Below are 16,147 nucleotides of genomic sequence, written 5' to 3'. Positions count from 1 at the left end.
ATTTTATTTTTTATCTTTAAAGCATATCTTTACAGTATGTTTCTCCGCTTAGCACTGCGACTACTAGCGGATCACTTGATGATATAGTGCCTTTTATCTTATATCCACATAGACAGCGATACTATCTTTTTTTCTTTTAAAAGAACATCTTTACCATATATCCTTCTATGGATAAAACAGCTTTTGTATCCAGCAATCTTATGGCCATAAACGCTGCAACCTTTATAATGTTTTCACATTATCTTTTTTATTTTATAGTTTCTAAAATCTTCTTAAGATACTTTTTAAATTTGTCAGCGAATTTTTTATTATTGTTTCTTAATACACTGAGTATAAAAATTTTGTTTTCAGAACTATGTCTTATGATTCCTAACCCATTAAAGACGCCACTTTTAGCATAGATTAGAATTCCAGTGTTTGAACCGGCTTTCTTTGCATATCTTTTTATTTGTAGCAAATTCTTGCAATCAGTTTCACCTAAATTGGCATTACAAAAATGCCTATATTTAGCATCCAAAACAGCTAAAATTTTCCCTTCTTCATCTTTTATCGCAAAATCAGGTCTCAAATTTGAGCCTGGAATTTTATACTGAGTCTCTAGGCTAAATTTACCGCCAAATTCGCCTAATACACTTCTTATGAGCCTCTCGACATAAAGTTCAAAAAGGTTGGGCGCATACAGTAAATAACCAAAATTTAGATTTTTGACGGCGCTTTCGTTCGTATATCTAGAATCTTGCAAAATGATAATCCTAGCGATTTGAAGGGCAATTTTGTAGTCTTTGTAAAGCTCGTTCATAACGGATTTTGAGTTCAAAGCCGCATCTATGTCTCTGATACTCTTCATCTTGCCATTAGCATTGGCTAGCAAAAAATTCTTTATTTCTTTGTCGTAAAGTGCGAATTTAGTGTTTTTTCTAACCAAGATATCGTAAGCTTTTAAAAGCACCCTTGCGACCACTTCGTCAGGCACTCGCGAGCTTTTTCGACTTGAAAATTTTACCCATAAAGGGCTGATCTTTTTTGATAAAATTTTTAACGTCAAGGCTTCCGTGCAGGGCGTAGTCTCTAAAAGGAATTTTCTTATAAACGCTTGGAAAGCCGCTTAACTTGGCTAGCTTTAAGCGACTGATAAACGAGGTGTAAAGGATGTAGTCCATAGGGATCTCGCCGCTTGCGCCCGCGACGCTACCGCCAGAGCTAAAAAACGCCGAGTCGATAGTTTTTAAAAGATCGGCTTCTAGTTCTTTGCCAAAGCGCGAGTTTATGATATATTCTTGTCCTTCAAAGGTAAAACGGCCTATATAGTTGCCGAATTTAAAACCGCCATTCTTGCACTCTCTTAAAATATAGTGCGCATCTTTGTCGTCTTTTATCTTGGATTTAAATTTATCATGCCGTCCGTTTAAAAAAATGACGTCCGTCTTACCTTTTGCCAGCTTGTCAAAGGTGATTTCTTTTTTATAAGTTTTTTGGCTGCAGAGGCTATTATCTTTAAACATTGCGTTAGCCTACAAAAATTTCCCTAGCTATATTTAGCTTATCTTCCGCGTCACGGTCACCAAACTGCGTTCTGATATATTCACGCAAAATCGGTTCGATATGCCTATTCCAAATTTGTTGCTCACTCATTGCTTCCTTTTTGAGAAAATACGAATGTCCAATCTCGTAAGCTCTGCCTAAATTTAAGCCATCTGTTTTTTTGCTACCTTTTAGCTGGTACTCTTCTTTAATGATGTAGCTATTTAAACTTTCACATTTTGTCTCGTAGGCTTTATCCGTCGCATTTTCTACAACCTCATAATCACACTCCATCAAGACCCACGCAAAGCGCCTTCTAAGAGCCAAATCAAAGCAGTCGATACTCTTATCCACATCGTTCATCATACCTATGAAATATACGTTGCTTGGTATAGAAAACTCCTGCTTACTAAGTGCATAATTTTTAGTCTTTATGCTTTTACCTCGGTAATTCTCCTCTAAAAGCGATAACGTCTCACCAAATACCGCTGCTATGTCGGCTCTATTTATCTCATCGACTATAAAAAAGAAATTTTCATCAGTATTTTGTGCTGCTTTTAAGCAAAATTCTTTAAATATGCCGTTTGTCAAAGCTAAATTTAAATTTCCGTTTTGTATGCCGTTTGGTTTTATGCCGTCTATAAAGTCCTCGTATTCAAAACCGCTATGAAACTGTACCCATTCGGTTCTAGTGCGGTTCGGATCTAAAATATCAAGGCAGTCTTTTACGAATTTCGTTTTGCCGGTTCCAGGAGCACCGTAGAAAATCATATTTTTTGACCATGTTTCTATTGATGCGGTAAATACGGCAACTTTTACTAAATATCCATATTTCTTAAAAATTAGTTTTTCTTCATCATTTAAATCGTCTAAATTTTGGCTTGATTTAACTTTGCAAAATAATTTATTTATTTCATAACATTCTTTTAGTTTTTTAGTTAAGGCATCGTCTATCTTTTCAGGACTTTTATTTGGTTCTTTGTTGCAATATAGATCAACGCCTTTACCAGTAAAAACTTCGATAACTTTTTGAAATATATTTTTGTATAAAATATTTATATTGACCTTATTGCTGAGTATATCAAAACCACAAAGCTTCAAAAGGTCGTAAAATGCGGTATATAAAATTTCAAAATCGTTTTTTTGAAGAGACTTAAACCTATAAAGCAGTATAGAAAATTGTGTATTTATATTGTCGTCATTTGAAATGTCATTTATTTTAAAATTATGCTCAATAAGACCTTTGTTTTTTTCTTGGTTAAAATCAGCTATGTTGCTTTTACTGCAAAGCCCAAATACGACATTTGAATTAAAATTTTGATCATTTGTATGCTTATAGTAATATGAAAATTTGTTTTCCAGGGTATTATCGCTAGTTTGATTAAAGGTTTTTATATTTTTATCCGTTTTATTGCCATAAAGTATAACGGTCTGTTCATCTTTGGTGTTTGACTCATATCTTTTGCTTTGCTCGTCCCAATGAAAGCCTCCAAACACTTTCAAATTTCCCTTGCAGTCGACAACTCTGCTAAAAATTTCGTTTATTTTTATTATCTGTTCTGCCGTAAAATTTGTCATTTCATTCTCCAAAATTTAAAAAGCTCCCGTAAAGGGAGCAAAAGGCTTTTCAAAGCGCCTCCATTAAGTCTAAAATTCTTAAAAAAGAAATTTTAAAAATCAATCCTGTCGGACGCACCGCACGTAGAAGCGACGAGAAACGTTTTCCCAGCCAGAGATGCCGTCCCAGAAACGCATAATTATCGCACTAGACGAGTTGGCGTTATAGTTAGAGCTCCAGTACCATGGGGAGTCTGCTATGTATTTAAAAATGGTATTTAGAGTGGGGTTGGATCTTTCCGTTATACTTAGCAGCTCTGTCTCGGTCGGCAGCCTCCAGTCTCTGTATCCGGCTAGGTTTACTATCTTGCAGTATTCTTGCGCCTGCTCCCACGTTCCTTGAAAGCTTTGTTTTTCATCCTGCCACATTAGTCTTCCCAGTTTCTTTTCGCTACATATCACTACGTTTTTATCGTTATCTCGGTAGCACGCAGTGCTTAACTCCTCTGCGTGAAGCAGTCCGCAAAGCAGCAAAGATATAATTATGTATTTTTTCATCCATCTTCCTTTACTTTTTAAAGTTATATATCGCTTGGATATTTTCCAGACTTTCATTTATCAAAGCCACCTTTTACTTAGCCCATTTTATATGAGTTAGAAACGAAGCTTTTTAAATTTATAAGTTTTTCATCACACTGTTTTCTAAATAGACGCAAAATCTCATAGAAGCTCTAAATATAGACAAATTTTTATATCGCAACTCTTTCAAATCCTTTCAAAAATCAATACTGTCGGACACACCGCACGAAGGGGCGACAATAAACGCAGTTCAAGCCAGCGTAGCCAAGACTGAAACCCACGAACCACGGATAAGACGAGTTGACGGCGTATTTAGTTTGGCTCCAGTAATCTGAATATTTAGGGTCTGCTATGTATTTAAAAGCGGTATTTAGAGCGGGGTTATACCTACTATGATCCGCTATACTTAGTAGCTCCACTTTTGTTGGTAGCCTCCAGTCTTTGTATCCGGCTAGGCTTAATGTTTTGCAGTACTTTTGCGCCTCATCCCACGTTACTTTAAAGCCTTGCTTTTCATCCTGCCACATTAGTCTTCCTAGCTTTTTGTCGTTACATATCACTACGTTTTTATCGTTATCTCGGTAGCACGTAGGGCTTAGAGCTTCTGCGTGAAGTAAACCGCAAAGCAGCAAAGAAGCGGCTATATATCTTTTCATACTTTTTCCTTTATCTAAATTTTCAAAAATCAATAGTCCCGGACGCACCGCACGAAGCGGCGAGAGGAAACGTCGCGCCAGCCAACGAAGCCATCATTGGAATTCACGACCCACACACTAGACGAGGCGCCGGCACTTTTAGTTTGGCTCCAGTACCATCTCTCGCCTCTATGGTCCGTCGTCTCGTATGCGACGTTTTTAAAAGCTTTGTTTATAGCAGGCTCAAATCTAGTATCATCCGTGATGCTTAAAAGCTCTTTTATCGTAGGCAAACGCCAGTCATTAAAGCCAGCAGAATTTAAATTTTCGCAGTAGTGAACGGCTTCGTCGTGAGTCATCTCATGTGGCGACAAATCACCATCTTGCCACATCAGTTTATATATATCGTCTTTGACAACTCCCAAACGGTCATCTCTGCTAAATCCAGTAGTTATATCGCCCACAACTGGGTCAAACGCAAACGCAGAGCCACAACACAGCAAAAGAGCAAACATAAAAGCTATCTTTTTCATCTTTATCCTTTCTTGTTTTTCTTGAAATTAGACCTATTAACTTGATTACGTATGTTGGTTCATAAAAACTATCACTATTAAGAATAAATTTACTATACGGATAATCTTATTAGAATTATTCTTATTGAATACTTAATTCATATAGTATTTTTTTATCAACTATACTTCTTAAATTTAGAGCAATTTCAAAGAGTGTAAAATGCAAATTTATGAAAGAATAAATGCGATCCTAAGAAGTAAAAAGTTAAAGAAAAAGGACTTTGTCCAAAAATTTATAGATCTTGAACCTAGGCTAAAAAGCACAGGCGAAGTGCCGTCTCTGCCATCTATATATAACTATCTCAATGGAAATAGAGAGATCAAGGCCGAGCTTATACCTTATATAGCAAAAGCCCTTGAAGTAAGCGAGCAAGAACTTTTCATAGACGACCTTAATATCTCAAGCTTTTTAAAAGATATTGTCAATAAATGTAATTACAATGATAAAGAATATGAAAATTTACAAAACATAAGTCGTATCATAGATCTTTGTCAATATGCTTCAGAACCACTCTTATCAAGGCTAATAGAAATTCTAGAGAAAAACAAAGAGCAAACGCTAAGACATATGAGAGATATTTCTCTTTTATAACCACCTTCTACTCGCCATAAAGACAACCATACCTAGAAACTATGTAGTTAGAATAAATTTTATATTAAATAAAGTTCGTAATGAATAATATACTTGCAAATTTTTACTTATAGAAAAAGGCATTATTTATTATATGCTTTTTTGCTAGTATGGTATATGGATTGGAAAGAGGTGCTACTAGCAATTTCAAATATACTATAGATACAGGTGTTCAATCAACCTATGTGCTTCAAAATAGAACAGACGGCTATGAGACTTATCATTTCAGCAATATTTTTGCTTTGTTTTTTGGAAAACTAATAAAAATATAGGTAGAATTTTGGTGGATGTAGTCTATTGAAATACTATAGGTCTATTAAAAACTACAAGGATAAAATATGTCATTCGAGGTCGAATATAAACTTTTTAATGGTAGAAGTAAAAAGAAACCAAATAATAACCTAGAAATACATCAAACACCTATTTTAAACTCTATTGTAAATACATATGCGCTCTCTCTTTTTGTTGGTAAATTTTATGATTTTAGTAAAGAAAATGATCTGCCTATACTTAAAAAGTTGGTTAATAAAGAAAGAGATAAGCAGACTGAAAAATTTATGGATGAAGTTTGCAAAGTTTGCGGCAAAGACGAAGGTCTAATAGTAAATGTGCCAAGACTTCGTGGTTACATCAAAAATTTTGATGAAAAAATAGACAGCAAAAGAAGGCAAATAAATATAAAGCTAAAAAAAGTATGTGAAGAGTATGCACTTATAAAGCTAGATCAAAATTTAGTACCGAGCCAAAAACAGCATATAAACGATAAAAATAGTTACATCCTAGCTCCAAATGAATACCTAGAAAAGCATGTAAAATCTCTAAAAAGTAGATCAATAGGCGATGATAAAAAATTTGCATATATGCAAGACGCTGCTTTTATAATGATGTGTTTAAGACCAGGAAATTACCTTTGGGATTGCGAATACAAAGACTTTTCAAGTAGTCAGCCAGATGATATGACGCTTTATCTTTTAAGCTATGTTTATGAAGAGGCAAAAGTTCAGAGATTTTTAAAATCCATGAATGTTTTGATCATAAAAAGAGGCTTTGTGATGGGGCTAGATAGAGATAACCAAGAGCTAGTTTTTAGCAATATGGGATCTGAAATTTTTGAGTTTGAAATTTTTAAAGATAGATATATAAGTTTTAGAGAAGATGATGCCTTGATTATATTCTCACCCGCATTTTTTGGTAACTTTGATCAAATTTATGATGAAATTTGGAAGATAAAGCAAAATGTGATAAAAATAAAAACCACCCTCACTAAAAAGCGTTTAAAATCTTTAGATGATAGCTCGCTTTTAGACCCTGAGCTTATATATAAATCCCTTAAAGATGAAAATATCTTTGTATTAAGCAAATTTAAAAAGGAGCTAGATAATCTAAAAAATGATCTTTCTCACAAAAATTTTGAAATAAACAAAGATAGATACGCAAGGCAGTGGCTTATTGATGATATCTACGGACTATATATTGCCGTGCATACTCCTTTTAAATATAAAAACTCTAAAGAGATAGCTAAAATTTACTTTGAAGATCTCCTTGGTAAGAGCTTAAATTTATTCATTGATGAAAAAAGATCTCCTGCTTTGGGACATCACATAGACGATATAGAGCTTTTATAAACGACCAAGCCACCGGCTCTAGAAGCAATAGGTGGAATTTAAAGACTCATCTACTATCTTAAACTTCTCTCACAAAAATCAAAACAAGGAGAGAAGATGGCAGAGTTTGACAAGTTAAATTTCGCCGACATTCACATGAGCTTGCTAGCTGATAGAAATATCTTTTTATATGGGCAGATCGATCAAGAAATTTGCCTAACTACACAAAAGACGCTTTTGTATCTTGACAGCGTAGATCAAAGCGACATAAACATATATATAAGCGGCCCTGGAGGCTCGATATATGATGGCTTTGGACTAATCGACTTTATGAAGACCATAAAATCACCAATCAATACATTTTGCGTGGGGCTAGCTGCCTCTATGTCTGCACTCATATTTTTAAACGGAGATAAGCGCTATATGCTGCCAAACTCAAGCCTCATGCTTCATCAGCCTCTTGGCGGTGCATCAGGTCAGGCAAGCGACATAGAGCTGATCGCAAATCAAATTTTAAAAATCAAATCAAAAGTCAATGAGATGATAAAGACTAATAGCAACCTAAAAATAGCAAAGATAGAGCAGCTCACCGATAGGGACTGCTATATAGACGCATCATCAGCTATTGCTTATGGCCTAGCCAATGAAATAATACCAACTAATAAAGGAGAATAATATGTCAGTTTTTTCACTAATTAATAATACAAAAGGTGTAGCCCAAGTCGCTACTTCAAACGCTCTTAGCATACCTATTAGCTTTACGCATGCGATGATAACGGGGCAAACAGGTTGTGGCAAGACCACTTCAGCGATCCTGCCAGCGATGGATGAGCGTATAAAAGTAGGGCATGGGATGCTTGTCTTTGACTACAAAGGAGTTGAGCATAAAAAGGTTAAATTTCTAGCCAAGAAGCATGGCAGGCTAAAAGATGTAGTAATGATAAACGTGCCATGGGGAAACAAAATAAACATAATGGATGATGCAAGTGAGAGCTTATTGATGAATTTCTTTCAAAAGACATTTGGCACAAAGCGTGATCCATTTTGGGGAAATTTAGCGGCAAATATCGCTACAAAGTCCCTTTCAATGATGAAGGCGATATGTGACCTTACGGAGCAAGGTTTTTGCACCCCATATATAGAAAATAGAGCGAAAGATATAAAGCCAAGCTTTGCAAATTTATGCAAATCAACCCAGCAGCTAGGCGACTTTAAAAAATTTTATGCCTTAGTTAAACTGGTAGATGATCATGTAAAAAGCGACACAGCATTTGCAAAAGGTATAAGCAAAAGAAGACATTTGGCTAGCTCTTTAAATGAGAAAATTTGGGCATTAGGCGAGTTTAATGAAAAATCTGAAAATTTCATACAAGCTTTTAAGGAGTATGAAGGTGTAAGAAATGATGAAGAGTCACAAAAAGCAAGGCTTTTCTCAAACTACACATTTATGCTTTTTGCCTTGCAAAGCATAGCTGACGATGAGATGCTAAACTATCATGGCAATAGCATAAGTAAGCTACTAAATGAAGGAAAGATAGTTGTTGTAAATTCTCAAGGGCTAAAGGATAGTGCGGTAGAGCTTATGCTAAATTCCACCCTTTCAAATATGGCGCAACGCATAGCAAACGAAGAGAAGGTGCCAGTTAGTATCTTTATAGACGAGGCGCAGCGTGTGCTAAATCCCTCAACGGACCTACACGCTGACGTGCTAAGAGAGGCTAGGGTTGAGCTCATACTCGCCTTTCAAAACGAAGATGTGCTAAAAAGTAGCCTTGGTAGTGACTCAAGATATAAAGAGCTGGTGGGAAATTTAACCAATCAATACTTCTTTAAAAACTCGGTCAGACAATACGCCAGCGGAGAGGATAAAGACTTTAGCAAGTTAAAAAAATTTGAGTATTACCACGATGGTAAAATTTATAAAGCTTCGCCTATATTTATAGATGAAAATGACCTATTAAAGGCTGAGTTAAGCTATCAAAAAGAGCTTGGTATCGGTAGTAGTTTTACTAATGTAGCTCTTGGGGATAATGAAATTTTAGTATATAACGAGCAGCTATTTAAAAGGCGCTCTTTGCTCATAAAACAAGACATAGTGACAAAAAAGAAGTCTGAAGTGCCAGTGCTAAATCAAAAACTTGATGCACTGCTTAAAAAGCTAAATGCTTTAGTTCAAGAAGCAAACGAAGCAAGTGACGAAGATAAAGAGCTCTGGGAGATTTTATAAGATGTAAATTTACTCATGGGAGAGCTTCCCATGAGTGTTTAGTTGCTAAAATATTGATTAAGTATATCTAGTGCTTTTTTGTCGCCTAGTTTATAGTATGCTTTATTTAGCGCGTCTTGTGCTTCTTGTTTTGCATTGGTATAATTGCCATATATGCATAATATTTCGCCTAAATTTGTGCATCCCCTAGCATAGTTGTAGTCATAACAAGATTTTTTGAAGTAAGAGTATGCGTTTTGCATATTTTTTTCAAAGCCAGCACCATCTCTATAATTTACACCAAGATAGTTACAACCTCTACCACTTCCTGCGTCACAAGCTTTTTGATTATATTTATTAGCCAAAGTTAGATCTTTAGTTATCCCATAGCCATATTTATAGTTATAACCAAGACTTGCACATCCTTCAGCATCGTTATTTAGATCGCAAGCTTTTTGATAGTATTTATTAGCTTCTTTAAGATCCTTTTTTATACCATCGCCTTCTCCGTATCCAGCACCAAGGATAAAGCAGCTCTTGCCATCTTTTAGATCGCACCCTTTTTTAGCAAATTCGATAGCTTTTTTTAGATCCTTAAAGATGTTTGCGTCATCCTTAAAAAGTTCGCTTGCATACCCACAAGATTTAGCCATACCAAGATTACAAGCTTTTTCAAAATTTATAGCAGCACTATCTATCTTTTCTTCAACTATATAATATACAAAAGCTAGGTTTTGGCAAGCAAAACCATCTTTAATATCACAAGCTTTTTGGTAAAACTCTTTTGCTTTGTCTATATCCATTGAGACTCCTTTTCCCATTTGGTAATTAACGCCTAAGTTAGTGCAAGATTCGCCATTTCCTAAATTACACCCCATTTCATAATATTCATTCGCTTTCTTGTAATCACCCTTGTTGCTATATTCTAATCCCAATTCAAAGCAAGCAAGACTATTGTTTAGAAGGCATCCATGTTCGCCGTTAAAAACTGTATTTGCTTTAGAGGCATCAACTTTTTTATATATCTCATAAGCTACTTTTATATTTTTTTCAGAGGGATTACCTTTTAGTAGATTGCCAGCTAAAGCCTTGCAAGCTTCTTTGTTGTTATTGTTGCATAGCTTTGTATAGATCTCATTTGCATGCTCTAGGTCGTTTTTTTGTTCATAATCTTTAGCCAGTTTTATGCAGCCATCGCTTATCCCTATCTCGCAAGCAATTTTTGCATCGTCTTCAAGTGCTTTTTGCTTATCGCAAGCTTGCGTATTATCTGATTTGCAAGATGTTTTGTAATATTCATAAGCCTCTTTATAATCTATATTTTTTATCTTCTCTAAAGTAAAACTACTAGTTTGATAGTCGCCATGTTCATAAAGCAGGCCTAGTTGATAGCAGGCTTTAGAGTCAGATTTGCACTTCTCTTTTAGAAGACTTATCGCTTTGTCTGCATACAGCTTTGCTGCAGTGTCATGTTCCTTTTCATAAAAGTATGCCAACTTCATACAACTATCACCATTTTGATTTTCGCATTCATTTTCTAGGCTATAAATTTCATATCTACTTGGATTTCCTAAGAATATAAATGCAGAAGCTACCGCTACAGCAAGTATAAAAATAGATATAGCATATATAAATTTATAGTTTTTTATATGCTTTTTTAGTTGCTCTTTGTTTTCTCTTTTTTTGGCTTCTTCGGCAAGTCTAGCTTCTTCTAATTCACGCTGTCTTTGCTCTCTCAAGCGAATTGCCTCTTCTTCTTTTTCTTTTCTTAGCTGCTTCTCTCTTGCTTCTTCTTCTAACTTTCGCAGCCTTTTTCTTTCACTCTCTTCTTGCTCTTTAATGATCTCTTTCTTGGTTTTTGGCATAAAGTGCAAGGTTTCACCACAAAATCTGCACTTGGTAGCATTTGTCTTTACTTCTTCTTTGCAAAAAGGGCACTGCGTTTTTAGCTGTGTGTCGCAGATAGGACAAAACTCCAAGTCCTTTTCTATTTCTTCAGCACAAAAGGGACATTTGACTAGATTGTTATTCATGCCCAAATCCTACTAAAAAAATAGTCTTAGAGATATCAATTGTGCAATAAGCAATACTAAAAATGCACCAATTGCCCAGCCATAATTAAATTTAACTGTTTTTACTGGAAGAACCTTATTTGCTATTGCACCCGCTATGATTTGTGCCACGGTCAAACCGATTGAATAAACCACATAAACAATATTAATCATTTCCATACTATCATTTTTTATGCCTATACTAATCAAGAAGTATAATAAAACTGTTGATATAGTTGCTAGAGATATATATAGCAGGTTATCATATCCAGTATAGTATAGAGGCCCAAATATAAATGCCCAAAAGTTGAAGCCTTGTGGCTTTAGGATTACTTCTCCATCCCATGTTCTTATAAAACCAAGCGGGATTTCATTACTATTTGCTTGGTTTTGATATGGGAAATTATTCGCCATATTTTTTTGGCTATTCATTTGTTCTCTTGCTTGGTTTTTGGCTTCCTCATTTAAGAAGCTACCACAAAATCTGCATTTAATAGCATCTTTGTTAATTGTCTCACCACAAAATGGACAAAATTTAGTCTCCATACTACATTCCTTTTTTATTTTTAAAGAATAGAACTATTCAAAGTGAATAATTCTATTTAACTTTTACTAAGCTCATTCTTAAAAATAAGCATAGCTTTAATAAATATAAGAAGGCATGGACTGCTTGAAGCCATATTGCATATCTAAACCTTGTGGTATTTTAAACTTGTCTAGAATTTTTTTAAACTCATCAAGTTTTTTATTGAATTTTTGATAAATTTCGTCAAATTCCTCTTTGTCTGTGCAGCCTATGGACTGACAAAAGAGCCCAACTAGCTTGCCCCTGATCTTAAAGACTTCATCGTATAGCTCTTTACAAAAATCTAATACATTTTGGTAAGTCAATGCCTCGCCTTGTTCGCCACCTATTGTGAAATCACTCGTTTCTGTAGTAAATTCGCCAAGAGATGAACCGCTTAAAACAAAAGGGCATTCTTGTTTTAAGCCCATGATCATCGCATCAAGCCAATCATTAACAGTCTCAAACGGATCATCAAATATATAAAGTTCGTCTGAGTAAGCAGGTCTGAACAAAAGTTCATTGTTATGAATTATTATCATTTTTTGTCCTTTTTATTATTTTTATTATTTTTATTTGATTTAATGTGTGGTATTTTATTACTTGGTATATCTAAGTATTTGAAAATACCTGAATATTCATCAAATGCTTTTATGTCTCTTAGTTTAGTTTTCAAAAGTTTAGACTGGGCGTATATGTCAAGAGCGTCGGAGAGATTGTAACCCAACATTCCCCTAACTTGGTCGTTATATTGTTCAAGATTCTTTCTATTGTTTTTATTTGTATTGTGGCCTAATTCATCTGCAACATTTACAATGGAGTCACTTATGTTGTTTATATGATCGTATTCTACTAATTTCTTAGCAAAGTTGCCTCTCAAGCGATGATCACTAACTTTTTTATCACTTATAACTTTTCTTATGCAGCCATTGGCTTTTTTATTAAAAGACTTTATTGTAGGGTATTGTTCTTTTATGGCTTTAACCCATTTATAATTATGTAAGTCTTTGATATTTTCATGTAGGACAATTACTCTTTTGGATTCGCTACTGTATTTGCCTTTTGCTGTATCTATAATGACACAATTATATGCTTGCTTATTCACTCTTTTTTCGCCACGTTTCTGTGTTCCATCTTTAGAATTTAAAAGACTACCTTGAAATTTTTCAGCTACAATTAAATTTATATCATTTATCCCAATGCTTTTACTATCAAGAAATTCTTGAAGTAGTTTTGATGCAAATCTGTATTCTTTTTTTGTGCTTTCGCTAAACTTTTGTCTTGATCCAACACTTTCTAAATAGTTTTCAACTAAATCTTCTATCGTTGCTATATTTAGTGAATCTTTGTTAGGTTTGATTGGCTTTATTTTGGTTTTCTTTTTCTTTTCTTTATAGTTTAATATCTCTGACACGATATAATGTGGTATAAAAGCAATAAGCCCATCTTTTACCTCTACTGTATTGCCACTAGGAATTTCTTTAGCATTCTTTTTCTTATGGGCTGGTTTTTTCTCTGGTGCAGCTGGACAAAAACTATTTATTAACTCCTCTACAGGCAGATCATCATCTATCGGGACGGCAAGTCTTTGGGTAGTATCGGTCTTGAATTTTAAGGCACTAAGTCGCTCATCTATTATCTTATCAAGCTTTTTAGCTCCAGGCAAATGGACAGAGTATGGAAATAGACCAAAAAGATTAAAGCATATTTTTAGCCAGTAATCTTTATTCTTATCACTTGTGGCTCTCCCATATCCCTTTGTGAGACAATATTTTATATCATCAGATAGTTCTTCTATCTTGTCTTGATAATAAAACTTTGTTCCTAGATGATTTAATTCATTGAAATCATCAACTTCAAGTTGCTGTTTAATATATTTTGTCATAAAAAATCCTTTTTTAAAATTTTTATACTAGTAATTATATCTTTTGCGATAAAAAATTTTTGCTAGCGCTAAAAATCAAAAAATTAAAGATTTCGAGCCCCTTTAATGCCTCTTTTTTAGCCTTCAAGGGCACTCCTTTTGCATATGTATCAGTTGCTAGGTCTATGCTATGACCCAAAAGAACGGAAGTAAGATCTGCTAGAGAATTTTCCAAACAATAGTCTTTAATGGCTTTTGCGAAATTGCCACGTAGTCTGTGAAAACTAACATTTGCACTTGGGATAGATTTATGAATGTGTCTATTTAGGCGCTTTCCAAAATAATCACTACTCTCTTTTCCTTTCTTGATTTGCTCTAACCACTTTAAGTCAGCCAAATGCTCAATATTCTTATGTAGCGGAATTTGTCTATATTTGCTAACGCCTCCTTTTTGCTTGGCAGTCTTAACATTTATAAATTTTATACCATCTTCTTTGCCTATGCTTTTGCTATCAAGTTGCCAAATTTCATTAAGCCTTAGCCCAGTATGAAGAGCAAACATCATATAGTTTCGTAGATCAAGCCTTTTTGTATCAAGAACTATTTTTAGTTCATCTAGACTAAAGTTGTCTTTCGGTGACTTCTCATCGGCTGGAATTTTAAAAGATGTTTATGTATATTTTCACAAAAAAAGAGTGCTAGATTGGTGGATATTTCTCTAGAAAGATATTATTGAAGTTGTATGTCTAAAAAGCACTTGGTGTATATCTAATAGTGATGATTATAACAGCCTTATCTTTTTCATTTACCCTATAAATCACCGTGTAGTTTTTAACAAATAGCTGTCTATAGCCCATATTGGCATATCTGCCAACTTTTCTAATAGCACCACGATTTGGCATCTCATCTAGACTAAGGATAGTGTTTTTGATAGCCTCTAGCGTAGAGTTTGCAGCACCTGACGAGAGCAAAGATAGTGCGATATATTTATAAATCTCTTCAAGCTCTTCATAAGCTTGTGGTGAGACAAGGATTTTATACTTACTCAAGATACTTATCTTTTAAACTAGCAAAAACGTCTTTTGCTTCTAGCATCTTTGTATCTACTGTTATCTTAGCTTCAGATGATGCGATGGCGCTATCTATATCGGCTGTGGCTACTAGCTTATCATATGTCTTTATGCTCATCACAACCAAGTCTCCATAGCCATTTTTAGTTACAAATATTGGTTCATCCTTGCTATTGCATAGCTGTGAAATTTCATTTGTGTTTCTAAGCTCTTTTATAGGTACTATTTGAGGCATATGTTATTTCCTTTTAATAATATGACATGATTATAGCATAATTATGATATAAATTTAGATGGCTTTATCTAGCTAACTTGGCAAACTAAAAAATATAAGCCCAAGTATTAAACATTTCCTACTTTTCCTTAACCAGTAATAAATTAATAATATTATAAATACAATCACAATAAAATATCAAAAACAGTAGTGGTGGCTTAATATGCAAAACAACGAAATAAATATAACCTACTCTTGTGAAGAGACATTAAAAAAGATAAAAGAGTATATGGCTGATGCAAAGAGTGTGACGCTTTATACGTCTAGCCTAAATTCACTCACATCGTACTCTAACGGCATAGCTAATGAGATCATATCTAATCTAATATTTTCTAAGAAGAGAGATAAAAAAGATGTATCGATCGTATCTGACTTTTATATAAATAAAGAGAGCTTTACTGATAGCAAGCTAAATAGAATAAGAGAATTTGAATATAGAGATATACCAGTAAAGATTGTTCATAAAAAGAGTGCGGTTGACAAGTTTTTTGCAAATTTAAAAGAGAAGATAAGCCCCATAAAAAGTAAAGCAAGATATAAAGCTGAACTTGAAGCTGCTCAGGATGAGCACGAGAGAAATTTGCTAAAAAGCATGGGTGAAACAAAGACAGAAGCTATAAGCTTTTATGATATGTTTGAGGTCATAGTATCCAACTATGATGACGCCAAAGATATCGTAAAAGAGTGCCTAAATACCTTAAAAAATGATCTACTAAGTGATGCTAGCTCTTTGATATCTAGCGAGGGGCTAGATGGAGCTAAATTTGAAAAAAGCATTGAAGAGTGTTTTATAGAGTTAGATAAGAATTTGAGCGAGTTAAATAAAGAAAGCGGAGAGTTTTTACTAAAACAAATATTTCTTTTTATACTAAGCATAGTTGATCTAAGTGACCCAAAGGCTGCGCTTAAAAAGGCAAACGGATGCTTTTTATTCTATGAGCTTAGTAAATTAACCTACAAGATGGTCGAGCATCAAAGTAATAGATCTCTTTATGGCGTAACCTTACCTATCCTTAGT

The 16,147-nt window shown here is 34.4% G+C and carries 18 protein-coding genes; 5 read left to right on the top strand and 13 right to left on the bottom strand.

Features of this window, described 5'->3' with window-relative positions; genetic code table 11:
- Nucleotides 1–247: 247 nt before the first annotated feature.
- From MTT09_RS10105 to MTT09_RS10080, 6 genes are all read right to left on the bottom strand, one after another.
- The gene (locus MTT09_RS10105) at nucleotides 248–973 is read right to left on the bottom strand and encodes a 5-methylcytosine restriction system specificity protein McrC (protein WP_429803748.1); all 726 of its coding nucleotides are present in this window, start codon (nucleotides 971–973) and stop codon (nucleotides 248–250) included.
- Nucleotides 966–1,502 carry a hypothetical protein gene (locus MTT09_RS10100; RefSeq protein ID WP_429803747.1) on the bottom strand — a complete coding sequence of 179 codons (537 nt, stop codon included), beginning with the start codon at nucleotides 1,500–1,502 and terminating at the stop codon, nucleotides 966–968. The genes MTT09_RS10105 and MTT09_RS10100 overlap by 8 nt, the downstream gene beginning before the upstream one ends.
- A 4-nt stretch (nucleotides 1,503–1,506) precedes the next feature.
- The gene (locus tag MTT09_RS10095; protein WP_103634381.1) at nucleotides 1,507–3,099 is read right to left on the bottom strand and encodes an McrB family protein; all 1,593 of its coding nucleotides are present in this window, start codon (nucleotides 3,097–3,099) and stop codon (nucleotides 1,507–1,509) included.
- 99 nt (nucleotides 3,100–3,198) lie between these two features.
- A complete protein-coding gene (locus MTT09_RS10090; RefSeq protein WP_180997408.1) occupies nucleotides 3,199–3,636 on the bottom strand; it encodes a DUF1566 domain-containing protein in 438 nt (145 codons plus the stop codon).
- 224 nt (nucleotides 3,637–3,860) lie between these two features.
- On the bottom strand, nucleotides 3,861–4,184 hold the full coding sequence (locus MTT09_RS10085) for a DUF1566 domain-containing protein (protein WP_429803777.1): 324 nt from the start codon (nucleotides 4,182–4,184) through the stop codon (nucleotides 3,861–3,863).
- Between the two features lie 158 nt (nucleotides 4,185–4,342).
- On the bottom strand, nucleotides 4,343–4,825 hold the full coding sequence (locus MTT09_RS10080; protein WP_103634384.1) for a DUF1566 domain-containing protein: 483 nt from the start codon (nucleotides 4,823–4,825) through the stop codon (nucleotides 4,343–4,345).
- 199 nt (nucleotides 4,826–5,024) lie between these two features.
- Between MTT09_RS10080 and MTT09_RS10075 the strand changes: the two genes are divergently transcribed.
- From MTT09_RS10075 to MTT09_RS10060, 4 genes are all read left to right on the top strand, one after another.
- A complete protein-coding gene (locus MTT09_RS10075) occupies nucleotides 5,025–5,456 on the top strand; it encodes a hypothetical protein (RefSeq protein WP_103615040.1) in 432 nt (143 codons plus the stop codon).
- Between the two features lie 377 nt (nucleotides 5,457–5,833).
- Nucleotides 5,834–7,120 (top strand): hypothetical protein, encoded by a 1,287-nt coding sequence (locus MTT09_RS10070; RefSeq protein ID WP_429803746.1) that lies wholly within the window; start codon nucleotides 5,834–5,836, stop codon nucleotides 7,118–7,120.
- Between the two features lie 96 nt (nucleotides 7,121–7,216).
- Complete coding sequence (locus MTT09_RS10065) at nucleotides 7,217–7,774, top strand: ClpP family protease (protein ID WP_196088722.1); 558 nt, start codon at nucleotides 7,217–7,219, stop codon at nucleotides 7,772–7,774.
- 1 nt (nucleotide 7,775) lies between these two features.
- The gene (locus tag MTT09_RS10060) at nucleotides 7,776–9,326 is read left to right on the top strand and encodes a hypothetical protein (protein ID WP_429803745.1); all 1,551 of its coding nucleotides are present in this window, start codon (nucleotides 7,776–7,778) and stop codon (nucleotides 9,324–9,326) included.
- 38 nt (nucleotides 9,327–9,364) lie between these two features.
- On the opposite strand, the gene MTT09_RS10055 is transcribed toward MTT09_RS10060, so the two are convergent.
- The 7 genes from MTT09_RS10055 to MTT09_RS10025 all read right to left on the bottom strand — a co-directional run bounded on the left by MTT09_RS10055 (nucleotide 9,365) and on the right by MTT09_RS10025 (nucleotide 15,090).
- Complete coding sequence (locus MTT09_RS10055) at nucleotides 9,365–11,338, bottom strand: double zinc ribbon domain-containing protein (protein WP_429803744.1); 1,974 nt, start codon at nucleotides 11,336–11,338, stop codon at nucleotides 9,365–9,367.
- Between the two features lie 12 nt (nucleotides 11,339–11,350).
- The gene (locus MTT09_RS10050; RefSeq protein ID WP_103652011.1) at nucleotides 11,351–11,902 is read right to left on the bottom strand and encodes a zinc ribbon domain-containing protein; all 552 of its coding nucleotides are present in this window, start codon (nucleotides 11,900–11,902) and stop codon (nucleotides 11,351–11,353) included.
- 96 nt (nucleotides 11,903–11,998) lie between these two features.
- Nucleotides 11,999–12,463 (bottom strand): hypothetical protein, encoded by a 465-nt coding sequence (locus tag MTT09_RS10045; RefSeq protein ID WP_429803743.1) that lies wholly within the window; start codon nucleotides 12,461–12,463, stop codon nucleotides 11,999–12,001.
- Complete coding sequence (locus tag MTT09_RS10040; RefSeq protein WP_429803742.1) at nucleotides 12,460–13,806, bottom strand: hypothetical protein; 1,347 nt, start codon at nucleotides 13,804–13,806, stop codon at nucleotides 12,460–12,462. The genes MTT09_RS10045 and MTT09_RS10040 overlap by 4 nt, the downstream gene beginning before the upstream one ends.
- A gap of 34 nt (nucleotides 13,807–13,840) precedes the next feature.
- On the bottom strand, nucleotides 13,841–14,389 hold the full coding sequence (locus tag MTT09_RS10035) for a tyrosine-type recombinase/integrase (RefSeq protein ID WP_429803776.1): 549 nt from the start codon (nucleotides 14,387–14,389) through the stop codon (nucleotides 13,841–13,843).
- A 142-nt stretch (nucleotides 14,390–14,531) separates the two neighbouring features.
- Nucleotides 14,532–14,834, bottom strand: a complete 303-nt coding sequence (locus tag MTT09_RS10030) for a type II toxin-antitoxin system RelE/ParE family toxin (protein WP_429803741.1) — start codon at nucleotides 14,832–14,834, stop codon at nucleotides 14,532–14,534.
- Nucleotides 14,827–15,090 carry a type II toxin-antitoxin system prevent-host-death family antitoxin gene (locus tag MTT09_RS10025; protein ID WP_429803740.1) on the bottom strand — a complete coding sequence of 88 codons (264 nt, stop codon included), beginning with the start codon at nucleotides 15,088–15,090 and terminating at the stop codon, nucleotides 14,827–14,829. The genes MTT09_RS10030 and MTT09_RS10025 overlap by 8 nt, the downstream gene beginning before the upstream one ends.
- Before the next feature lie 202 nt (nucleotides 15,091–15,292).
- Between MTT09_RS10025 and MTT09_RS10020 the strand changes: the two genes are divergently transcribed.
- Nucleotides 15,293–16,147: hypothetical protein (locus tag MTT09_RS10020; protein ID WP_429803739.1), on the top strand; the 855-nt coding region annotated here is incomplete at its 3' end.

Source organism: Campylobacter concisus, assembly GCF_050447505.1.
In the GTDB taxonomy this organism is placed as follows: Bacteria; Campylobacterota; Campylobacteria; order Campylobacterales; family Campylobacteraceae; genus Campylobacter_A; species Campylobacter_A concisus_BP.
This window is presented reverse-complemented; position numbering and strand designations above follow the sequence as displayed.